At 49.8% G+C, this 14778-nt stretch carries 19 protein-coding genes; 17 read left to right on the top strand and 2 right to left on the bottom strand.

Features of this window, described 5'->3' with window-relative positions; all coding sequences use genetic code 11:
• The first annotated feature begins 36 nt into the window (after positions 1-36).
• Positions 37-750 (top strand): PadR family transcriptional regulator, encoded by a 714-nt coding sequence (locus MKX50_RS08285; protein ID WP_213588999.1) that lies wholly within the window; start codon positions 37-39, stop codon positions 748-750.
• Between the two features lie 90 nt (positions 751-840).
• Positions 841-1167 (top strand): antibiotic biosynthesis monooxygenase, encoded by a 327-nt coding sequence (locus MKX50_RS08290; protein ID WP_213588998.1) that lies wholly within the window; start codon positions 841-843, stop codon positions 1165-1167.
• A gap of 105 nt (positions 1168-1272) precedes the next feature.
• On the opposite strand, the gene MKX50_RS08295 is transcribed toward MKX50_RS08290, so the two are convergent.
• Both MKX50_RS08295 and MKX50_RS08300 read right to left on the bottom strand, forming a co-directional pair.
• The gene (locus MKX50_RS08295) at positions 1273-1371 is read right to left on the bottom strand and encodes a nitric oxide synthase oxygenase (RefSeq protein ID WP_306422040.1); all 99 of its coding nucleotides are present in this window, start codon (positions 1369-1371) and stop codon (positions 1273-1275) included.
• Positions 1372-1455: 84 nt separating this feature from the next.
• A complete protein-coding gene (locus MKX50_RS08300; protein WP_339159130.1) occupies positions 1456-2280 on the bottom strand; it encodes a CAP domain-containing protein in 825 nt (274 codons plus the stop codon).
• A gap of 589 nt (positions 2281-2869) precedes the next feature.
• On the opposite strand from MKX50_RS08300, the gene MKX50_RS08305 reads away from it, so the two are divergent.
• From MKX50_RS08305 to MKX50_RS08375, 15 genes are all read left to right on the top strand, one after another.
• Positions 2870-4039: an amidohydrolase/deacetylase family metallohydrolase gene (locus MKX50_RS08305; protein WP_213588996.1), complete on the top strand. Its 1170-nt coding sequence runs from the start codon at positions 2870-2872 to the stop codon at positions 4037-4039.
• Positions 4005-5108 (top strand): DgaE family pyridoxal phosphate-dependent ammonia lyase, encoded by a 1104-nt coding sequence (locus MKX50_RS08310; RefSeq protein ID WP_213588995.1) that lies wholly within the window; start codon positions 4005-4007, stop codon positions 5106-5108. The genes MKX50_RS08305 and MKX50_RS08310 overlap by 35 nt, the downstream gene beginning before the upstream one ends.
• Position 5109: 1 nt before the next feature.
• Entirely contained in the window at positions 5110-5865 is a 756-nt protein-coding gene (locus MKX50_RS08315) for a KDGP aldolase family protein (protein WP_213588994.1), read from the top strand.
• A complete protein-coding gene (locus MKX50_RS08320) occupies positions 5858-6874 on the top strand; it encodes a sugar kinase (RefSeq protein WP_213588993.1) in 1017 nt (338 codons plus the stop codon). Before MKX50_RS08315 ends, MKX50_RS08320 begins: the two co-directional genes overlap by 8 nt.
• Before the next feature lie 9 nt (positions 6875-6883).
• On the top strand, positions 6884-7600 hold the full coding sequence (locus MKX50_RS08325; RefSeq protein WP_213588992.1) for a GntR family transcriptional regulator: 717 nt from the start codon (positions 6884-6886) through the stop codon (positions 7598-7600).
• A 38-nt stretch (positions 7601-7638) separates the two neighbouring features.
• Complete coding sequence (locus MKX50_RS08330) at positions 7639-7935, top strand: hypothetical protein (RefSeq protein WP_339159133.1); 297 nt, start codon at positions 7639-7641, stop codon at positions 7933-7935.
• A 229-nt stretch (positions 7936-8164) separates the two neighbouring features.
• A complete protein-coding gene (locus tag MKX50_RS08335) occupies positions 8165-9571 on the top strand; it encodes a NosD domain-containing protein (RefSeq protein WP_213588990.1) in 1407 nt (468 codons plus the stop codon).
• A complete protein-coding gene (locus tag MKX50_RS08340) occupies positions 9568-10155 on the top strand; it encodes a nitrous oxide reductase accessory protein NosL (RefSeq protein ID WP_213588989.1) in 588 nt (195 codons plus the stop codon). The genes MKX50_RS08335 and MKX50_RS08340 overlap by 4 nt, the downstream gene beginning before the upstream one ends.
• A 17-nt stretch (positions 10156-10172) precedes the next feature.
• The gene (locus MKX50_RS08345; RefSeq protein WP_213588988.1) at positions 10173-10994 is read left to right on the top strand and encodes an ABC transporter permease; all 822 of its coding nucleotides are present in this window, start codon (positions 10173-10175) and stop codon (positions 10992-10994) included.
• Positions 10987-11727 carry an ABC transporter ATP-binding protein gene (locus MKX50_RS08350; protein WP_213588987.1) on the top strand — a complete coding sequence of 247 codons (741 nt, stop codon included), beginning with the start codon at positions 10987-10989 and terminating at the stop codon, positions 11725-11727. The genes MKX50_RS08345 and MKX50_RS08350 overlap by 8 nt, the downstream gene beginning before the upstream one ends.
• 26 nt (positions 11728-11753) lie before the next feature.
• Positions 11754-12281: a redoxin domain-containing protein gene (locus MKX50_RS08355; RefSeq protein ID WP_339159135.1), complete on the top strand. Its 528-nt coding sequence runs from the start codon at positions 11754-11756 to the stop codon at positions 12279-12281.
• Positions 12282-12298: 17 nt separating this feature from the next.
• On the top strand, positions 12299-13132 hold the full coding sequence (locus MKX50_RS08360; protein ID WP_213588985.1) for a histidine kinase: 834 nt from the start codon (positions 12299-12301) through the stop codon (positions 13130-13132).
• Between the two features lie 149 nt (positions 13133-13281).
• Complete coding sequence (locus MKX50_RS08365; RefSeq protein WP_339159137.1) at positions 13282-13686, top strand: hypothetical protein; 405 nt, start codon at positions 13282-13284, stop codon at positions 13684-13686.
• Positions 13687-13987: 301 nt separating this feature from the next.
• The gene (locus tag MKX50_RS08370; RefSeq protein WP_213588983.1) at positions 13988-14284 is read left to right on the top strand and encodes a hypothetical protein; all 297 of its coding nucleotides are present in this window, start codon (positions 13988-13990) and stop codon (positions 14282-14284) included.
• 29 nt (positions 14285-14313) lie between these two features.
• Positions 14314-14775 (top strand): FixH family protein, encoded by a 462-nt coding sequence (locus MKX50_RS08375; RefSeq protein ID WP_213588982.1) that lies wholly within the window; start codon positions 14314-14316, stop codon positions 14773-14775.
• Positions 14776-14778 lie beyond the last annotated feature (3 nt).

The raw sequence follows: 14778 nt of genomic DNA on the forward strand, positions 1-14778 counted from the left end.
ATATAACGATATATCGTATTGAGAGGTGAACGTAGGATGAGGATTCACGATTACGGTGCTTGGCGGGCTAATCAGCCCGAGCGCAGAGGACATCCCAAGGAAGGGGTTTACCAGGATATATTTATAAGGCATCGCCACGGTGGCGGACGAGGAGGCTTTGGGGGACGGGGAGAAGGCAAACGTTTTTTTGAACGGGGGAAGTTCAAGTTTGCTCTCCTTGAGCTGCTGGCGTCGGAACCGATGCACGGATACCAGTTGATTAAAACGATGGAAGAGAAAACGGGCGGCCTGTACTCGCCAAGCCCGGGCTCTGTGTATCCGAATTTGCAGTGGCTTGAAGATATGCAGCTTATAGGCTCGACCGAGAAGGACGGCAAGAAACTGTACCATATCACGGATGAAGGACTAGCCTATCTTCGCGAACAAAGAGAGGAACAGGCGGAACGGCCGGAGAACCCGTGGGAGCATGCTGGATGGCATCGGCCCCATGGCAGAGGGCATGGCAAGCATCTACTGCGTGGTCTGATGAAGGACTGGTCCGAGGTTGTTCATTTGATGGCTAGGGCGTCGGAAGCAGCAAAGGTGGATCCCGGCTCCAAGCAAGCGCAGGAGTTTCAAGAAATCATGTCCAAGCTGAGGGTCAGCTTATCAGAAAATCTGGCAGCCTCCCAGGGCTCTAACCAGGACGGAAATGTGCCGCCTCCATCCCCAAATGGCCCGTTTACGGTCGATGAACGGGACGGTGAATAAGGAGCTGATCCTGTGTTATTATGAAGCGTTGTATTGTCATTCGCAAGGCCTTCATTTTTTAAAATAGAATCATAAAGAGGAGGAAATGTCATGTTAATTCAAACAAGAACGATCGTTGTGCAAAAAGATAAGGTGGATCTCGTCATTGAACGGTTTACCAAAGATAGCCCGGTAGATACGATGGAGGGCTTTATCGACAAAACCGTTATGGTTAACCGAAAGAAACAAGAACACGAAGAGGTCGTTGTTATGATCCGCTGGAGATCGGTTGAGGACTGGAAAAACTGGGAGAAAAGCGATGTTCACATTCAAGGGCATCGGCAGAATAAAGGCAAACCGGCGCCGGACTACATTATAAGCACGACCGTCAATATGTATGAAGTGAAAGCCGTGAAGGAAGGCTTGAAACAAGAATAAGCTGATTCGTAAAAAGGCATTCAAATCTCTTGATTTACAAGGGATTTGAATGCCTGCTTGCTGTTTTCACCTTAAATGGTCATATTTTGAATGATAAATTTCCGTTCACGCTGGGGATACTGGAGGGATAAGCCATTTCCAGTCACCCGTTATGGAACGTACATGTTTACTTTTCTGCGTTTCAAATGAGCGCTCGTTGTTCAAGAAGATTCATTGTGTCGGTAACAAGAAAAAACCTTGATGCCTAGTCTGGCACCAAGGTTAGGGATGAATATAAGTAAATATCTCTTATTTTCCGATGAATTCTTGAACCCAGTAGCCGTTGTCATAAGCGACGCCGATGGCCGTAAAGTTAGGGTTCATAATATTTTGGCGATGGCCCTCGCTGTTCATCCAGGCATTCATGACTTCAGCAGGCGTGCGTTGGCCTTTGGCGATATTTTCACCAGCATAACTATAGGAAACTCCAAACTGCTTCATCATATCGAACGGAGAACCATAAGTTGGCGACTGGTGGTCAAAATATCCGTTTTGACGCATATCGGCTGCTTTTGCGGCAGCTACTTTAGTCAAATCGGCTTGCGTCGTCAGCGGCTTGAGGCCTGCTTTGGCGCGTTCCTGGTTGACCAGATCAACGACTTGTGCGGCAAAAGAAGAGGCGTCCGATTGACCAGCGTTCGCATTGTTGTCCTTGCTAGGCGCTGTTGGCGCGGTAGGTTGAGTTGTCGTTCCATTGCCGGCATTAGCATCAGAACCGGTTGAAGGCTTCTGGCTTGGCGTCGTCGGTTTTGTGCTCGGTGCTGTTGGTTTTTGAACAGGTGCGGAAGGCGTGGCCGGTTTTTGATTAGGCACGGATGGTGCTGGTACAGCTGGTGTTTCCTTCTGCGGCTGCTCTGTTCCTACAGTTGGCCAATTAGGAATCACCCATTTCAGATCGTCCAAAGAGCCATTCCAGTTCCATTTTGACAAGATTTGTTGAAATTGTTGATTGCAATCTACGCTAGGAGTTGAAGCGGCTTCTGCTTTTGCTCCTTGCGGCAGAACAAGTCCTGCAGCGAGTACGGCCGTAGCCATGCTTGTGGTTACCAATGTTTTAAAGTGCTTATTCTTCATAACGTTGATTCCTCCAAATCATTCTATTAGTTTTGAAAACATGATAGATAGACTGATCCGACAATAGTTACAATTTTGTAATTTTGTGCAACCCCATTCTAACATGCATTCAGGCAAAAAGGGGGAGGTAAGTTATGGATAGAAACATAAGCATATTAGTAGGTTAGCTGATGGAGGAATTGCAGCTAGAGATGGAGTAGATTCATAGAAAATAGCTGCTTCTAATAGGAGCATTGGGAAGTTTACTGCTAAGCGAACGGACCGTGGTTCCGTTATTTTCGGAAAAAGAGGCGAAATGTAGTGCTAACGGACTCTCGTTCCGCTATTCTAGCTAATATGCTTAATTGCAGTTAGGTTTTTGGGTAATAGCTGCTTCTGTGTCCGTTAGCACGAAAAATCGGCAATAATGAGGAAATAGGGTCTCTCCTGTCCTGTCCGTTAGGTTAATTATTTTTTGAAAAATATCGTAGTCTAGCAGCAGATAATGATTTGTCAGACCTGGTCCTGATGAATCTGTTGAAATAAACATTATAACGTTATATTTACTTTCTGGCATAAGCATGTTACCTTAAACATTATAATGTTTTAAATGGAATGGGTGATAGTTTTGACCGATCGAATAGCTGCTCGCGGTAGAGCACAACCTTCAAGAGATAGATTCGTGCTTCGCGAGGTAAAAAGGGTGAACGGCGAGAAAATCGACATTGTTATCGAGGATGGCAAAATCGCCGAAATTACCGCCGCCGGAAAAGGAAGCGGGCAGCCGCTGAATAACATCTCGGGCACATACGTGTCGAGCGGTTGGATCGATATGCATGTCCATGCCTTTCCCGAACTTGATCCCTATGGGGATGAAATCGATGAGATCGGCGTAAAGCAGGGAGTGACAACAATTGTCGATGCCGGCAGCTGCGGCGCGGATCGGATTGCCGACCTGATCGCCGACAGCAAGCGGGCCAAGACGAAGATGTATGCTTTTTTGAACATTTCCCGGATCGGGCTGTCTAGAATTGACGAATTGTCCCGGCTGAAGTGGATTGATAAGGAGCAGGCCAAGCTGGCAATCTTGGCATACGAAGAATTCATTGTCGGACTCAAAGCGCGGATCAGCAGGAGCGTGGTCGGTGATAGCGGCCTGAAGCCGCTTCGCCTCGCCCGGGAACTATCCGGCGACACGGGACTGCCGCTTATGGTGCATATCGGTTCAGGACCTCCGGATATTCAAGAGGTAATTCCTCTTTTGCAGCGAAAAGATATCATTACGCACTATCTTCATGGGAAGACGAACAATTTATTTGATGCGGAAGGCCATCCGCTGCGAGTATTGACCGATGCGTTAGCGAGGGGCGTTCATTTGGATGTTGGCCATGGGACGGCAAGCTTTTCCTTTCGAATGGCTGAAGCGGCCAAGCGGCACGGTGTTGGGCTGCATACGATCAGCACTGACATTTACCGGGGCAACCGGTTGAACGGTCCGGTCTACAGCATGGCTAACGTGCTGACCAAGTTTCTCAGCTTGGGTTACTCGCTGGGAGAGACAATCGATGCGGTTACAAGCCGTGCTGCTGACTGGCTGGGCAAGCCGGAGCTGGGCCGGATTCAGGTAGGAGATGCCGCCAACTTGACGTTGTTTACATTAGATGACGAACGGGTGGAGCTGGTAGATTCCGAAGGAGAGCGAAGAGTGGCGAACCGACTTATTAAAGCAAAAGGAGTGGTTACAGGTGGGGAATACATTAAATGCGAAGTACGGGCTTAAGCGGGTCATTAATGCCAGCGGACGGATGAGCATCCTGGGCGTATCCGCGCCGAGCGATACGGTCATGGAGGCGATGAAGCAGGGCGGGCAAAGCTATGTCGAGATCGCCGATCTGGTTGATAAAGCAGGGGATTATATCGCCCGGATTCTCGGGTCGGAAGCGGCGGTGATCGTTAACTCGGCATCCAGCGGGATTGCTCTCTCGGTAGCAGCTATAGTGACCCAAGGCAATCGCCGGCGCAGCGAGCGCCTGCATCAGGAGATCAATCCCAAGAATGAGATCATCATTTTGAAAGGACATAATGTACAGTACGGGGCTCCCGTAGAGACGATGGTGTATTTAGGCGGCGGCAGGCTGCTGGAGGTAGGCTATGCCAATGAAGGGCGGGCCGAGCATATCGAGGATGCGATTTCCGATAAGACCGCAGCTATTCTTTATGTCAAATCACATCATGCCGTGCAAAAAAATATGATTTCGGTGGAAGAAGCCTGGGACGTTGCTCAGCGCTGCGGAGTTCCGCTTATCGTGGATGCGGCAGCAGAGGAGGATCTTCAGAAATATGTGAAGTATTCCGATCTAGCGATTTACAGCGGCTCCAAAGCTATTGAGGGCCCAACGTCAGGCATCGTTGCTGGAAAAAGAACCTTCATCGAGTGGGTCAAAGTTCAAGGGCATGGGATTGGCCGCAGCATGAAAGTAGGCAAGGAGACGTCTTTCGGATTGCTGCAGGCTCTGGATGAATACATGGTGAAGGAAGATAAGAGCGAGCAGGAAAAGGCGCTGCTGGAAGCATTAATGCCATTAAATGATATCGCCGGGGTTCAGGTGTCGGTTGTGCAGGATGAGGCGGGGCGGGCGATTTACCGCGGCCGCATTCAGATCGATGCTCAGCAGACAGGCATTACCGCCAAAGAAGTCGCGGAACGGCTGCAGAACGGCGAGATTGCTATATATACACGGGACTACGGTGTTCGCCAAGGATATTTCGATATCGACCCTCGGCCGCTGCTTGGAGATGACATTACCGTTATCGAGGCTAAAATACGTGAATTAACAGGGGGGCGTTAATATGTCACAGATCGCCAAACGCTTTTACAAAGGCAGAGTCGCATTAAATGTGCTGGCCAAGGACGTGGAGAATGCCAAGGAAATATTCGAGGCTGCGGAAGGATACGTGCTGGTCGGCGTCCTATCCAAGGACTATACAACGATCCATGAGGCTGTAGCGGCCATGGAGCAATACGGCCGGGAAATCGATGAAGCGGTATCGATCGGGCTCGGCGCTGGCGATAATCGTCAAGCGGCAATGGTGGCGGAAATCGCCAGGCATTATCCCGGCAGCCATATCAATCAGGTATTTCCCGCCGTCGGGGCTACCCGGGCCAATCTCAGAGAGAAGGATAGCTGGATCAACAGTCTAGTGTCGCCAACGGGCCAGGCGGGATACGTGAATATTTCTACTGGGCCGATCAGTGCGGCAGGCAGCGAGCCAGCTATCGTCCCGGTTCGCTCAGCGATTTCTCTCGTCCGCGATATGGGCGGCAATGCCCTGAAATATTTCCCGATGGCGGGGCTGAACCGTGAAGATGAATTTCGTGCCGTCGCCAGGGGCTGTGCTGCGGAAGGCTTTGCTCTCGAACCGACGGGGGGCATCGATATGAATAATTTCGAGGCTATTCTGCGGATCGCGTTTGAAGCAGGGGTTCAGCAGGTGATCCCTCACGTATATTCCTCGATCATTGACCAGGGGTCGGGAAAAACCAATGTCCAGGATGTACGCGATTTGCTCGCGATTATGAAAAGGCTGGCTGATCAGTATGCCTAAGCGGATAGCCGCCTTTGGCGAGGTTATGATGCGTCTGCAGGTGCCGGGGCATGATTTGCTGTCGCAGGGCAACACGCTGCACTATACATTTTCCGGTACCGGCGTAAACGTCGTTTCGGCGCTGGCGAGATTCGGACACGCGGGGAGCCTGATCTCCCGCTTGCCTGCCAATCCGTTGGGCGATGCGGCGAGAGCCTATTTGCGCAAGCTGGGAGTTTCTACGTCTTCCATTCTAGAAGGCGGAAATTATATCGGCATGTATTTCCTCGAGAACGGCTTCGGGGCCAGGCCCAGCCGCGTCACCTACAGCAATCGCTTGGACAGCAGCTTTAATACGGCTCCTGAGGATGTTTACGATTATGATAATATTACCCGGGGAATTGACGCAATTCACTTTTGCGGCATTACTCTCGCGATGAATGATAGCGTCAGGCAGCATATGAAAGCATTGGCTCGTGCGGTGAAGCAGCAGGGAGGCCTCGTTATTTTCGATTGCAATTACCGGCCGTCCCTGTGGGGCGAAAGCGGATATGCCAAAGCGAAGCCGCATTATGAGGAAATGCTGCGTTTGGCGGACATCGTAATGATGAATGAGCAAGACGTGATGAACACGCTGGGCATGAGCACGCAGCAGGAGCAGCGTGAAGAGCAGCTTAAGGAGCTGATCCCGCTCGTTGCCGCGCAATATCAAATCCCGGTCATCGCGGGAACTCATCGCTCCATCCATGGCGATAATTCACATTCCTTACGGGGTTTTTTATACAAAAATCAGCGCTTCGCTTTTTCAGATATGCTGACGTTTTCCGTCTATGATAGAATAGGAGCTGGGGATGCCTTTGCGAGCGGGATTATTCATGGCGAACTGGCGGGCTTCCTGCCAGAGAAGACGGTTGCGTTCGCGGCGGCGGCAGGCATGCTGGCGCACACGGTATCGGGCGATACCCCTATGTCAACGGAAGAGGAAATACTGCGGGCGATGACACGGTCCGCTGGCGATGTAGAAAGGTAGTGGAAATAAGTGAGCTTGTCCAGAAAGGATAAACCGCTGTATTTGCAAATTAGGGATATTTTGAAGGATCGGATCCTGCACGGCGTTTACCCCTTGGGGCAGAATATCCCCTCGGAGCCGCAATTAGAGCAGGAATTTTCCGTGAGTAAAATTACCGTGCGGGGTGCGATTCAGGAGCTTGTCCAGGAAGGCTACCTTGAAAGAGGCAGCGGAAAAGGAACCAAAGTGATTCGCAACAAAGCAGCCTCCAAGCTGTCGAAATGGAAGCATTTCACGGAGATTTTAGTGGAGGAAGGGCATCGCATTCAAAAGCAGTGGCTTCGGGCCGGGACGGTTCAGACAGAGGCGGATGCCGAGCTGAGCCGCTTATTCGGTGAACACTGCTTAAGGCTCGAGCGGGTGTACTTTCTTGATGACAGGCCTTATATTTACTATACCCATTATTTGAACATGACTGTGGGCGAGCTGGAGCTTGCCGATTTAAATGCCCGGTCCTTGTACGAGCTGCTGGAGGAGCACAATATTTCGTTAGACCGTCTGCGCGACGAGTTTTCGGTTGCCGTTCCGCCGCCGGAGGCGGAAGAAATTCTGCAGCTTGGGGGCAATGCTAAGCCGCTGCTCAAGCGATCCCGCTATTCTTATGACGAGCACGGCAAGATCAGAGAATACAGCATCGGATATTACAATACAGAGCTGCAAAATTATATCGTTAATTATGATGTGTAATTTGGTGCGATACCAAGTAGGAAGGCAGCTGTCCAATCATGATGAATGTCTCCGCATATGATGTTAGTGGATATTATTTGAAAGGAGAAGACATTATGGGATTGTACGCGCACCATCATAAGGGAGGACATTGCTGTCCTCCGGGAGAGGCGATTATCGATCCTCCGCAGTATGTAGTGAACGATTATTTCCATCCCCAAATCGTCCCGGTGATTCATCCGATTCAAATCATCAACAAACATCATTGCGTCCCGGTTCCTCATCATCAATATACGGTTCAAACTAAGGATGTTTTTTGTCCCACGGATTATCGTGGGAAGAAGGGCAAAAGATAGTTTGATATTTCCGAAGGCAGGAGCAGCTCTCAAGCAGAGCTGCTTTTTTCTGTGTCTGCAGCATATGGAGAAATATTAGATTGTCATAAAAATGACATAAAAAGAAGCGAAAATCGGCTAAAAGCGACTCTAATGGGCTATATTAGTGAGAAATGTAATAGATTATCATTTTAATCAAGTAGTTTTATACGTTTTCCAAGGAAAAAAGGGGGCAATAGAAGTTAAGCTTATGAGGAGTAAAGGAGTTGCGCTATTTCTCGTATTTGCGGGGCTGCTCCTGCTGAATCTAGCATTTGCCGGCACAGCTTCTCCTATATTGGCGGAGTCTTCGGCGAAGGATGAAACCTTCGAGCAACCGGTGCCATCCCTGCAGCAACTGGTGGATGAAGCAAGGCCCGGAGATACCGTCGTGCTGAACGAAGAGAAATATACAGGCCCTGTCGTCATATCCAAGAGGCTGACGATCGAAGGCGGCAAGACGGCGATCCTCTACAATAGCACTTCGGAGGCGGCGATTCGGATTGAGGCGCCCGGAGTTATCGTACGGGGAGTCAATATTCTGCAGGAGAACGCCGGCGAAGAAACTGCGGCCGTAGCAGTTCACGCCGATCAGGCTGTTCTTGAGGAGCTCAGAATCAAAACCGCCGGCTTCGGCATCATGCTCCGTGATGCGAACCATGCTCTGCTTCAGAGCAACGAAATCTCCTGGCTGCGCACAGAGAACGAAGCCGATGTGAAAATGGGCCGGAAGGGAAACGGCATCGATCTGTACAATTCGCATGACAATCGGATCAAGCAGAATACGATTGCCGGTATGAGGGACGGTATCTACCTGGAGAACAGCAATAGGCAGAAAATCGAAAACAATCGGCTGTACAGCTCGCGTTACGGCATCCATTGCATGTATGTGACGGATACGCAGATCGTTAACAACCGGGGGGAATTCAACGTAACTGGGGCTATGATCATGGGCGTTAGAGACGCCTACGTAGCGGATAATTCCTTCGCAAAGCAAAGCCAGAACGTGAATTCGCAAGGCATTTTATTGTTCGACGTGCAAAATTCGGTCATTGAGCGAAATCTCGTCGAAGGCAACCGGGTCGGATTATATATCGAATTGTCCAAGGATAATCAAGTGATCGAAAATGCGATCATTCGAAACTTCATCGGGATTCAATTCAAACAGGCCGAGGGCAACCAAATACAGGCCAACGATTTCGTGGCCAATGTCATCGAAGCGGAAGCGACCGACAGCAGAGACAATGAACTGTTAGGAAATTATTGGGATTCAGCGACTGTCCTGGATATGGATAATGACGGTATTAGTGATATCCCGTACAAAATCAATCCTTTCTATCAAGCGCTGATCGCAAAGACGCCCGCTTTTCAGCTGTTCTTTCAATCGCCGGGCATGACGTTTCTGAGCGGCATGTACAGCGATCACCAGGAACGCTGGACGACGGACCGTGCGCCGCAAATGAAGCTGGCATCGGCTATGCTGCCGGTGCAAGCGGAAGATATTGTGGCCATTTCGGATCCGGTCATTTCAGATCAAACATTAATTATGATTATCGCTTCGATGCTGCTGGCAACAGCGGTTATAACAATACTATATTCGGGGGTATCCAAATCATGAAAAAATGGTCATTAGCCATAGTAATTATGCTTGCATTTATTTTACTTGTCGGTTGCGGCCAGAACAAATATGCCGCGCAGGCAATCAATGAAGATGTCGATGTGTGCGCAGTGTGCAATATGCAGGTAAAAGACGACGCCTTCGCCACGCAAATCGTAACGAAGGACGGCAAAAGCTTGAAATTCGACGATCTGGGCTGCATGAATACTTGGAAGCAGGAGAACGGTACGGACAATATCGGCATGGACTATGTCCGCGACTATAACGACAAGGAATGGGTCGAGTTCAGCAAAGCGACCTATGTGTATGATGCTTCGATCCGCACGCCAATGGCCTATGGAATTGTCAGCTTCAAAGATAAATCCGCTGCGGAAGCCTTTGTTAAAGAGCAAGGCGTGGGACAAGTACTGAGCGCGAATGAGCTGGCCAACCATACATGGCAGCAGAGTCAAGACATGATGCATCATGATCACGGCGAGGCACACGGGCATGATCAAAGCCGCAGCGACGAGCACACGGATGACCATAGCGTCGGGCATGGACAAGAGCACAGCGACAGCCATGACGACAGCAGTCATCCATAGAAGATGAGGTTAGAACGATGACCGATATGCTTCATGTGGCAAAAAGAGAAATCAAAATTGGGCTCCGCAATCCGTGGGCCTATTCTTTTCTCATTTTATTTTCCGTATTCAGCGTAAGCCTGCTGCTCGTCAATTCCCAGAACGCTGTCAGCGGCTATTCTGCAATCACCGGCTCGATGCTCAGCCTGATACTGTATTTGCTGCCGCTGATGACGCTGTTTCTCGGCTCGTTCTCCCTGACGGGGGAGAAGGAGGAGGGGAGCTGGCAGCTGCTGTCGACGTATCCGCTTGGCACCATGCCTTTCATTATTGGCAAATATGTAGGGTTGTCCGTCGTTCTGCTGACGATCGTCTCATTCGGCTATGGCTTGATGGGCATCATTTCCGTCGCAGCGGGCAAAGCTTTTGAGTTGACGACTTACTTGCTGTTCCTGGCATTCTCCTGCGGTCTGGTCCTGCTCTTCCTGGCGCTTGCCCTGCTGATTGGCTCTCTCTCCAAAAATCGCTGGCAGGCGTTAACCTTCTCTGTCATGATCTGGTTTTTTACCGTCATCGGCTGGACAACAATACTGATTTCCGTGCTTGGACTACTGCCATATCTCTGGATCAAGCCAGTGCTGATCGCTTTGACGTTTCTCAACCCTGCTGAACTGGTGCGCCTGTTTGTCGTCATCAAGCTGGGCGGCGGTTCCGTACTCGGCCCGGAGTACTACGAGTGGGTAACCTGGATTCATCAGCCCGGCGGCAGCCTCCTGTTTTTAACGGTATGTCTGGCGTGGATTGGCATTTCCATTGCGGGGATATATTGGATTTGGGAAAGGGGAAGATCTCGTGGCTGATTCAATTGTACAAGTTGTCGGCGTCGACAAAGTGATCAAGAAGCAGAAGCTTGTAGAGAATATCAACCTGCGTATCGAGAGGGGCAGCATCGTTGGCCTGTGCGGCGGAAACGGCGCGGGCAAAAGCACGGTTCTGCGGATGATAGCCGGAATTATGCAGCCGACGGCTGGTGAAATTACAGTAAATAAGCATCAGTGGAAAAAGGACAGGAAGCAATTTTCGCAGCAGATCGGCTATATGCCGGATGATTTTCAGTTTACGCCCGGCCTGACGGCAGCGGAGGCGCTGTCCTTCTGGGCCGCCCTTCGTAAAGTTCCGGAGAGCCGGGTTGATGAAGTGCTGGAGATCGTGGGCCTGGAGGACAAACGAGGCAACCAGGTGCATACCTTCTCCAAAGGCATGCGGCAGCGCGTCCTGTTCGCCCAGGCGATGCTGGGCAAGCCGCCGCTGCTCATTATGGATGAGCCGACGAACGGGCTTGATCCGTACTGGATGAATGAATTCGTCCGGTTGTTGCAAATGATCCGAAGTGAAGGCCATACCGTGCTTTTTTCCACGCACCAGCTGGAAATTGCCGAGGAGGTTGCGGATTATGTGGTTTTCTTGAACAGCGGCCGAAATTACGGGGAGGGCACGGTGGAGCATTTTCGCCAGCAATACGGCGCTTACCCGCTGCACGCAGCGTTTCAGCAAAGCTTGGGAATAACTTCTGTAGCAGGTGAGTCAAAATGAGTCAAACGGATAGAAAAGGATGGCGTATGAGCTCCGTAATTACCCTATTGTTGGGTTTGTTTGCGATAGGAGCGATCGTGTGGATCATCGTATCGCCCGATAAGGACGAGGCTAGACCGCAAAAGTCAAGGCTGGCCCTCGGGGAGCGCGCTCCCGACTTTGAAGTAACGAACACGCACGGGGACAAGGTATCATTGGCTGATTATAAAGGCAAAGTGGTTGTGCTTAATTTCTGGGCCTCCTGGTGTGAGCCCTGCGTAAAAGAGATGCCGCTGATTAATGAGGTATATCAATCGAACCGCTCGGATGTGGCAACCTTATTCGTCAATGCCGGTGAATCCAAAGCCACGGTCAATGAGTTTTTGGCTGCGCACCATTTTGAGTTTCCGGTCATGATAGACGTTACCGGCAAAGTGTCCGGTTTATACGGAATCATTGGTCTGCCGGTCACCTACATTATTGACAAGAACGGCAATCTTCACCAGTCCATTGTTGGCGAAATTTCAAGCCGTGAACAGCTTCAAACCTATATTCAGTCCGCAGCAGGTGATTAAAGGAGTGGGTATGTTCCGTGACTTACAAACAAATCAAATGGATGATTCTATTCATTCCGACGATCACTGTGGGAATTTGGGAGTATGTCCGCCATCAATTCCTGCTTCCCTATATCTCGATGGATTTGGGCAATTGGCTGACTCCAGTTCTGGTGTACTTTGTGAGCGTGACATTTCTGAACAGGCTGTTTCATATGCTGGAGAAAATCCAGCAGGAGCTTCAGGCGGAACGGGCCGTCAAAGTGGCGCTGGAAGCGAGAGAGCAACTGGCCAAGGAACTGCATGACGGCATTGCCCAGTCCGTATTCTTGTTATCTGTAAAGGTCGATCGCCTAGAATTTGACTCAGATCAGGCCAAATACGACGAGGAAGTCTTCCAAATCCGCAAGACGGTGCGTGAGGTGAACCGGTACGTACGCCAAGCGATTGCAAACCTTAGGTATGCGGCTACGCCGGAGACTCTGACTCTCCGAAGGGAAACTTTAAGCGAAAAGGTCAAGCAGGTTGCCGAGGAAGTGCTGGTTCCCATCGAGGTCGAGTGGAGCATTCCAGATGAGCTGCTGACTCCCAAAGAAAAGGTAGAGCTTCTAGCCAGCATCCGGGAAGCAGTTGTGAATATCCAGAAGCACGCCCAGGCCTCAAAGGGCTGGATCAAGGGAGAACCGGCTGCGAACCGGCCAGGATGGAGCGTGGTGATCCAGGATAACGGCATAGGCTTTAAGAGTGATCCGGATCAATTGGGGGACAGCTACGGCCTGCTCATCATGCAGGAAAGAGCGAAAGAAATGAACTGGGGCTTCCGAATTTCATCAGAGAAAGGCTATACGGTCGTCGAGCTTCAGAATCTATAATCCACAATTCATATAAATCGCTGTCTGTCCGATATTTGTACAATTATGGTACCGCTGACATCAATGTAAGCCCTGGAGCAAGTCTTAAGCGGAAAAGATGACAAGGTTAAAAAAGCGGTGTATAGCGTCATTCAGTCTAACATGATCGCGTGGTTGGTTCCTTAGAGAGTGACGTTGAGCATGAGGTACTGATCGAGATGGGGTTATCTCAGGCTAAATACATCGCTGCCCCAGATAAGCAGGCGGATCCTGCGGCATATCAGAGATTCATTGATGAAATTGACTCTGGCAATCACGGCCTGGATGAACTGGTTAAGTTCGCTAAGAAGGTGCCAAGCCATACGGAATGGATAGAGAAGTATAAGGAAACCAATGCTCAAGTTTTGGAGTATTTGCAAAATCTAAAACGGGATAACCGGTTTGAACAGGCGGACTATTCGTCCATCAAGGCGTTTCGGGAGAGCGTACAGGGAATGCTGAGCAATGCTGCAGTAGGTACAGGAGATTTTTATGTTAGTAATATGCAGTATTTTGCTTCACTCTTGGCTGACTAACCATAGTGGTTAAAGGAGACCATTGGGCATTTCTAATATTAGAAAAACGCCCAAAGATTCATCTATAAGCAGCAAGGATCATACTGGCATGCCGGCTGATCCTTGCTTTATTTTTCAGATGCCAGCCGCTACAATGATATTTGTTATATACCTTGTACTAGCGGGTGCGTGAAATCGGATAATTCACAAAATGTTAACAAATCGAAGGCATAATTTGCCCCAAATTATCATTTCAGCCTCATAATTATGAGATATACTGCCTGTAAGGGAGGGAATAGCTATAAAAAAGACAAGCATTGCCTTGACTTTAATTGCGCTGATCTTGTTAAGCCTGTTCTTTATCCCGATCAACGCCAAGCCATCAGGGCAGACGCGAATGATTCTGGATCATACTCTGCATGTATACGTATCGCCGCCTTGCTTCGACGTTGCCCAGGTAACGAACAATATAGCAGAGTCTACACTTAACAGGGCCAGAGAGCTGCAATATGATGCAGATGCTCAATGTACGACGGATTCGCTAATGAGCAAGAAGATGAGTGTGATGGATGCTTTACTTAGCAGTCTCGGCATCATAAAAGGACCATGGAATTGGTAATGATTATGTAAGAAGGGGTTCAGAACAATATGAAAAGATGGACGACCGCATGTCTCGTGCTTATGATCGTTATTCTCGCAGGATGCTCCTCTGCGGGCAGCCAGACAGGAATGCCGGACGGGATTCCCGAAATTATTGATGTACAGATCCAAAGTGAGCCTGAGAAGCTGAATTCTGGGGAGCCGGCTAAAATTCAAGCCAAGGTTACTCAAGGCGGCGAAGAAGTGACCGATGCCAAATCCGTAACTTTCGAAGTGTGGTTTAGCGGTAGCGATACGCACGAAATGCTGGAGGGCACGCACGCTGGAAATGGAGTCTACAGTATTGACAAAACCTTTGAGCAGGATGGGGTTTACAATGTCATCGCCCACGTGACGGCTCGGGATATGCATAATATGCCGCGGAAGCAGCTTATTGTCGGCGAGGTGACGGAAGATGAAATCGAACAAGCGAAGGATTCGCTCTACGATAAGAGCTCTCATATGGACTAAATA

This window comes from Paenibacillus sp. FSL W8-0186, assembly GCF_037969765.1.
GTDB lineage: Bacteria > Bacillota > Bacilli > Paenibacillales > Paenibacillaceae > Fontibacillus > Fontibacillus woosongensis.

Coding starts and splice junctions, on each gene's coding strand:
- MKX50_RS08320 (WP_213588993.1), top strand. CDS start 5,858: ATGCCTAAGCGGATAGCCGCCTTTGGCGAGGTTATGATGCGTCTGCAG.
- MKX50_RS08315 (WP_213588994.1), top strand. CDS start 5,110: ATGTCACAGATCGCCAAACGCTTTTACAAAGGCAGAGTCGCATTAAAT.
- MKX50_RS08300 (WP_339159130.1), bottom strand. CDS start 2,280: ATGAAGAATAAGCACTTTAAAACATTGGTAACCACAAGCATGGCTACG.
- MKX50_RS08345 (WP_213588988.1), top strand. CDS start 10,173: ATGACCGATATGCTTCATGTGGCAAAAAGAGAAATCAAAATTGGGCTC.
- MKX50_RS08305 (WP_213588996.1), top strand. CDS start 2,870: ATGGAATGGGTGATAGTTTTGACCGATCGAATAGCTGCTCGCGGTAGA.
- MKX50_RS08335 (WP_213588990.1), top strand. CDS start 8,165: ATGAGGAGTAAAGGAGTTGCGCTATTTCTCGTATTTGCGGGGCTGCTC.
- MKX50_RS08290 (WP_213588998.1), top strand. CDS start 841: ATGTTAATTCAAACAAGAACGATCGTTGTGCAAAAAGATAAGGTGGAT.
- MKX50_RS08330 (WP_339159133.1), top strand. CDS start 7,639: ATGATGAATGTCTCCGCATATGATGTTAGTGGATATTATTTGAAAGGA.
- MKX50_RS08355 (WP_339159135.1), top strand. CDS start 11,754: ATGAGCTCCGTAATTACCCTATTGTTGGGTTTGTTTGCGATAGGAGCG.
- MKX50_RS08375 (WP_213588982.1), top strand. CDS start 14,314: ATGAAAAGATGGACGACCGCATGTCTCGTGCTTATGATCGTTATTCTC.
- MKX50_RS08285 (WP_213588999.1), top strand. CDS start 37: ATGAGGATTCACGATTACGGTGCTTGGCGGGCTAATCAGCCCGAGCGC.
- MKX50_RS08340 (WP_213588989.1), top strand. CDS start 9,568: ATGAAAAAATGGTCATTAGCCATAGTAATTATGCTTGCATTTATTTTA.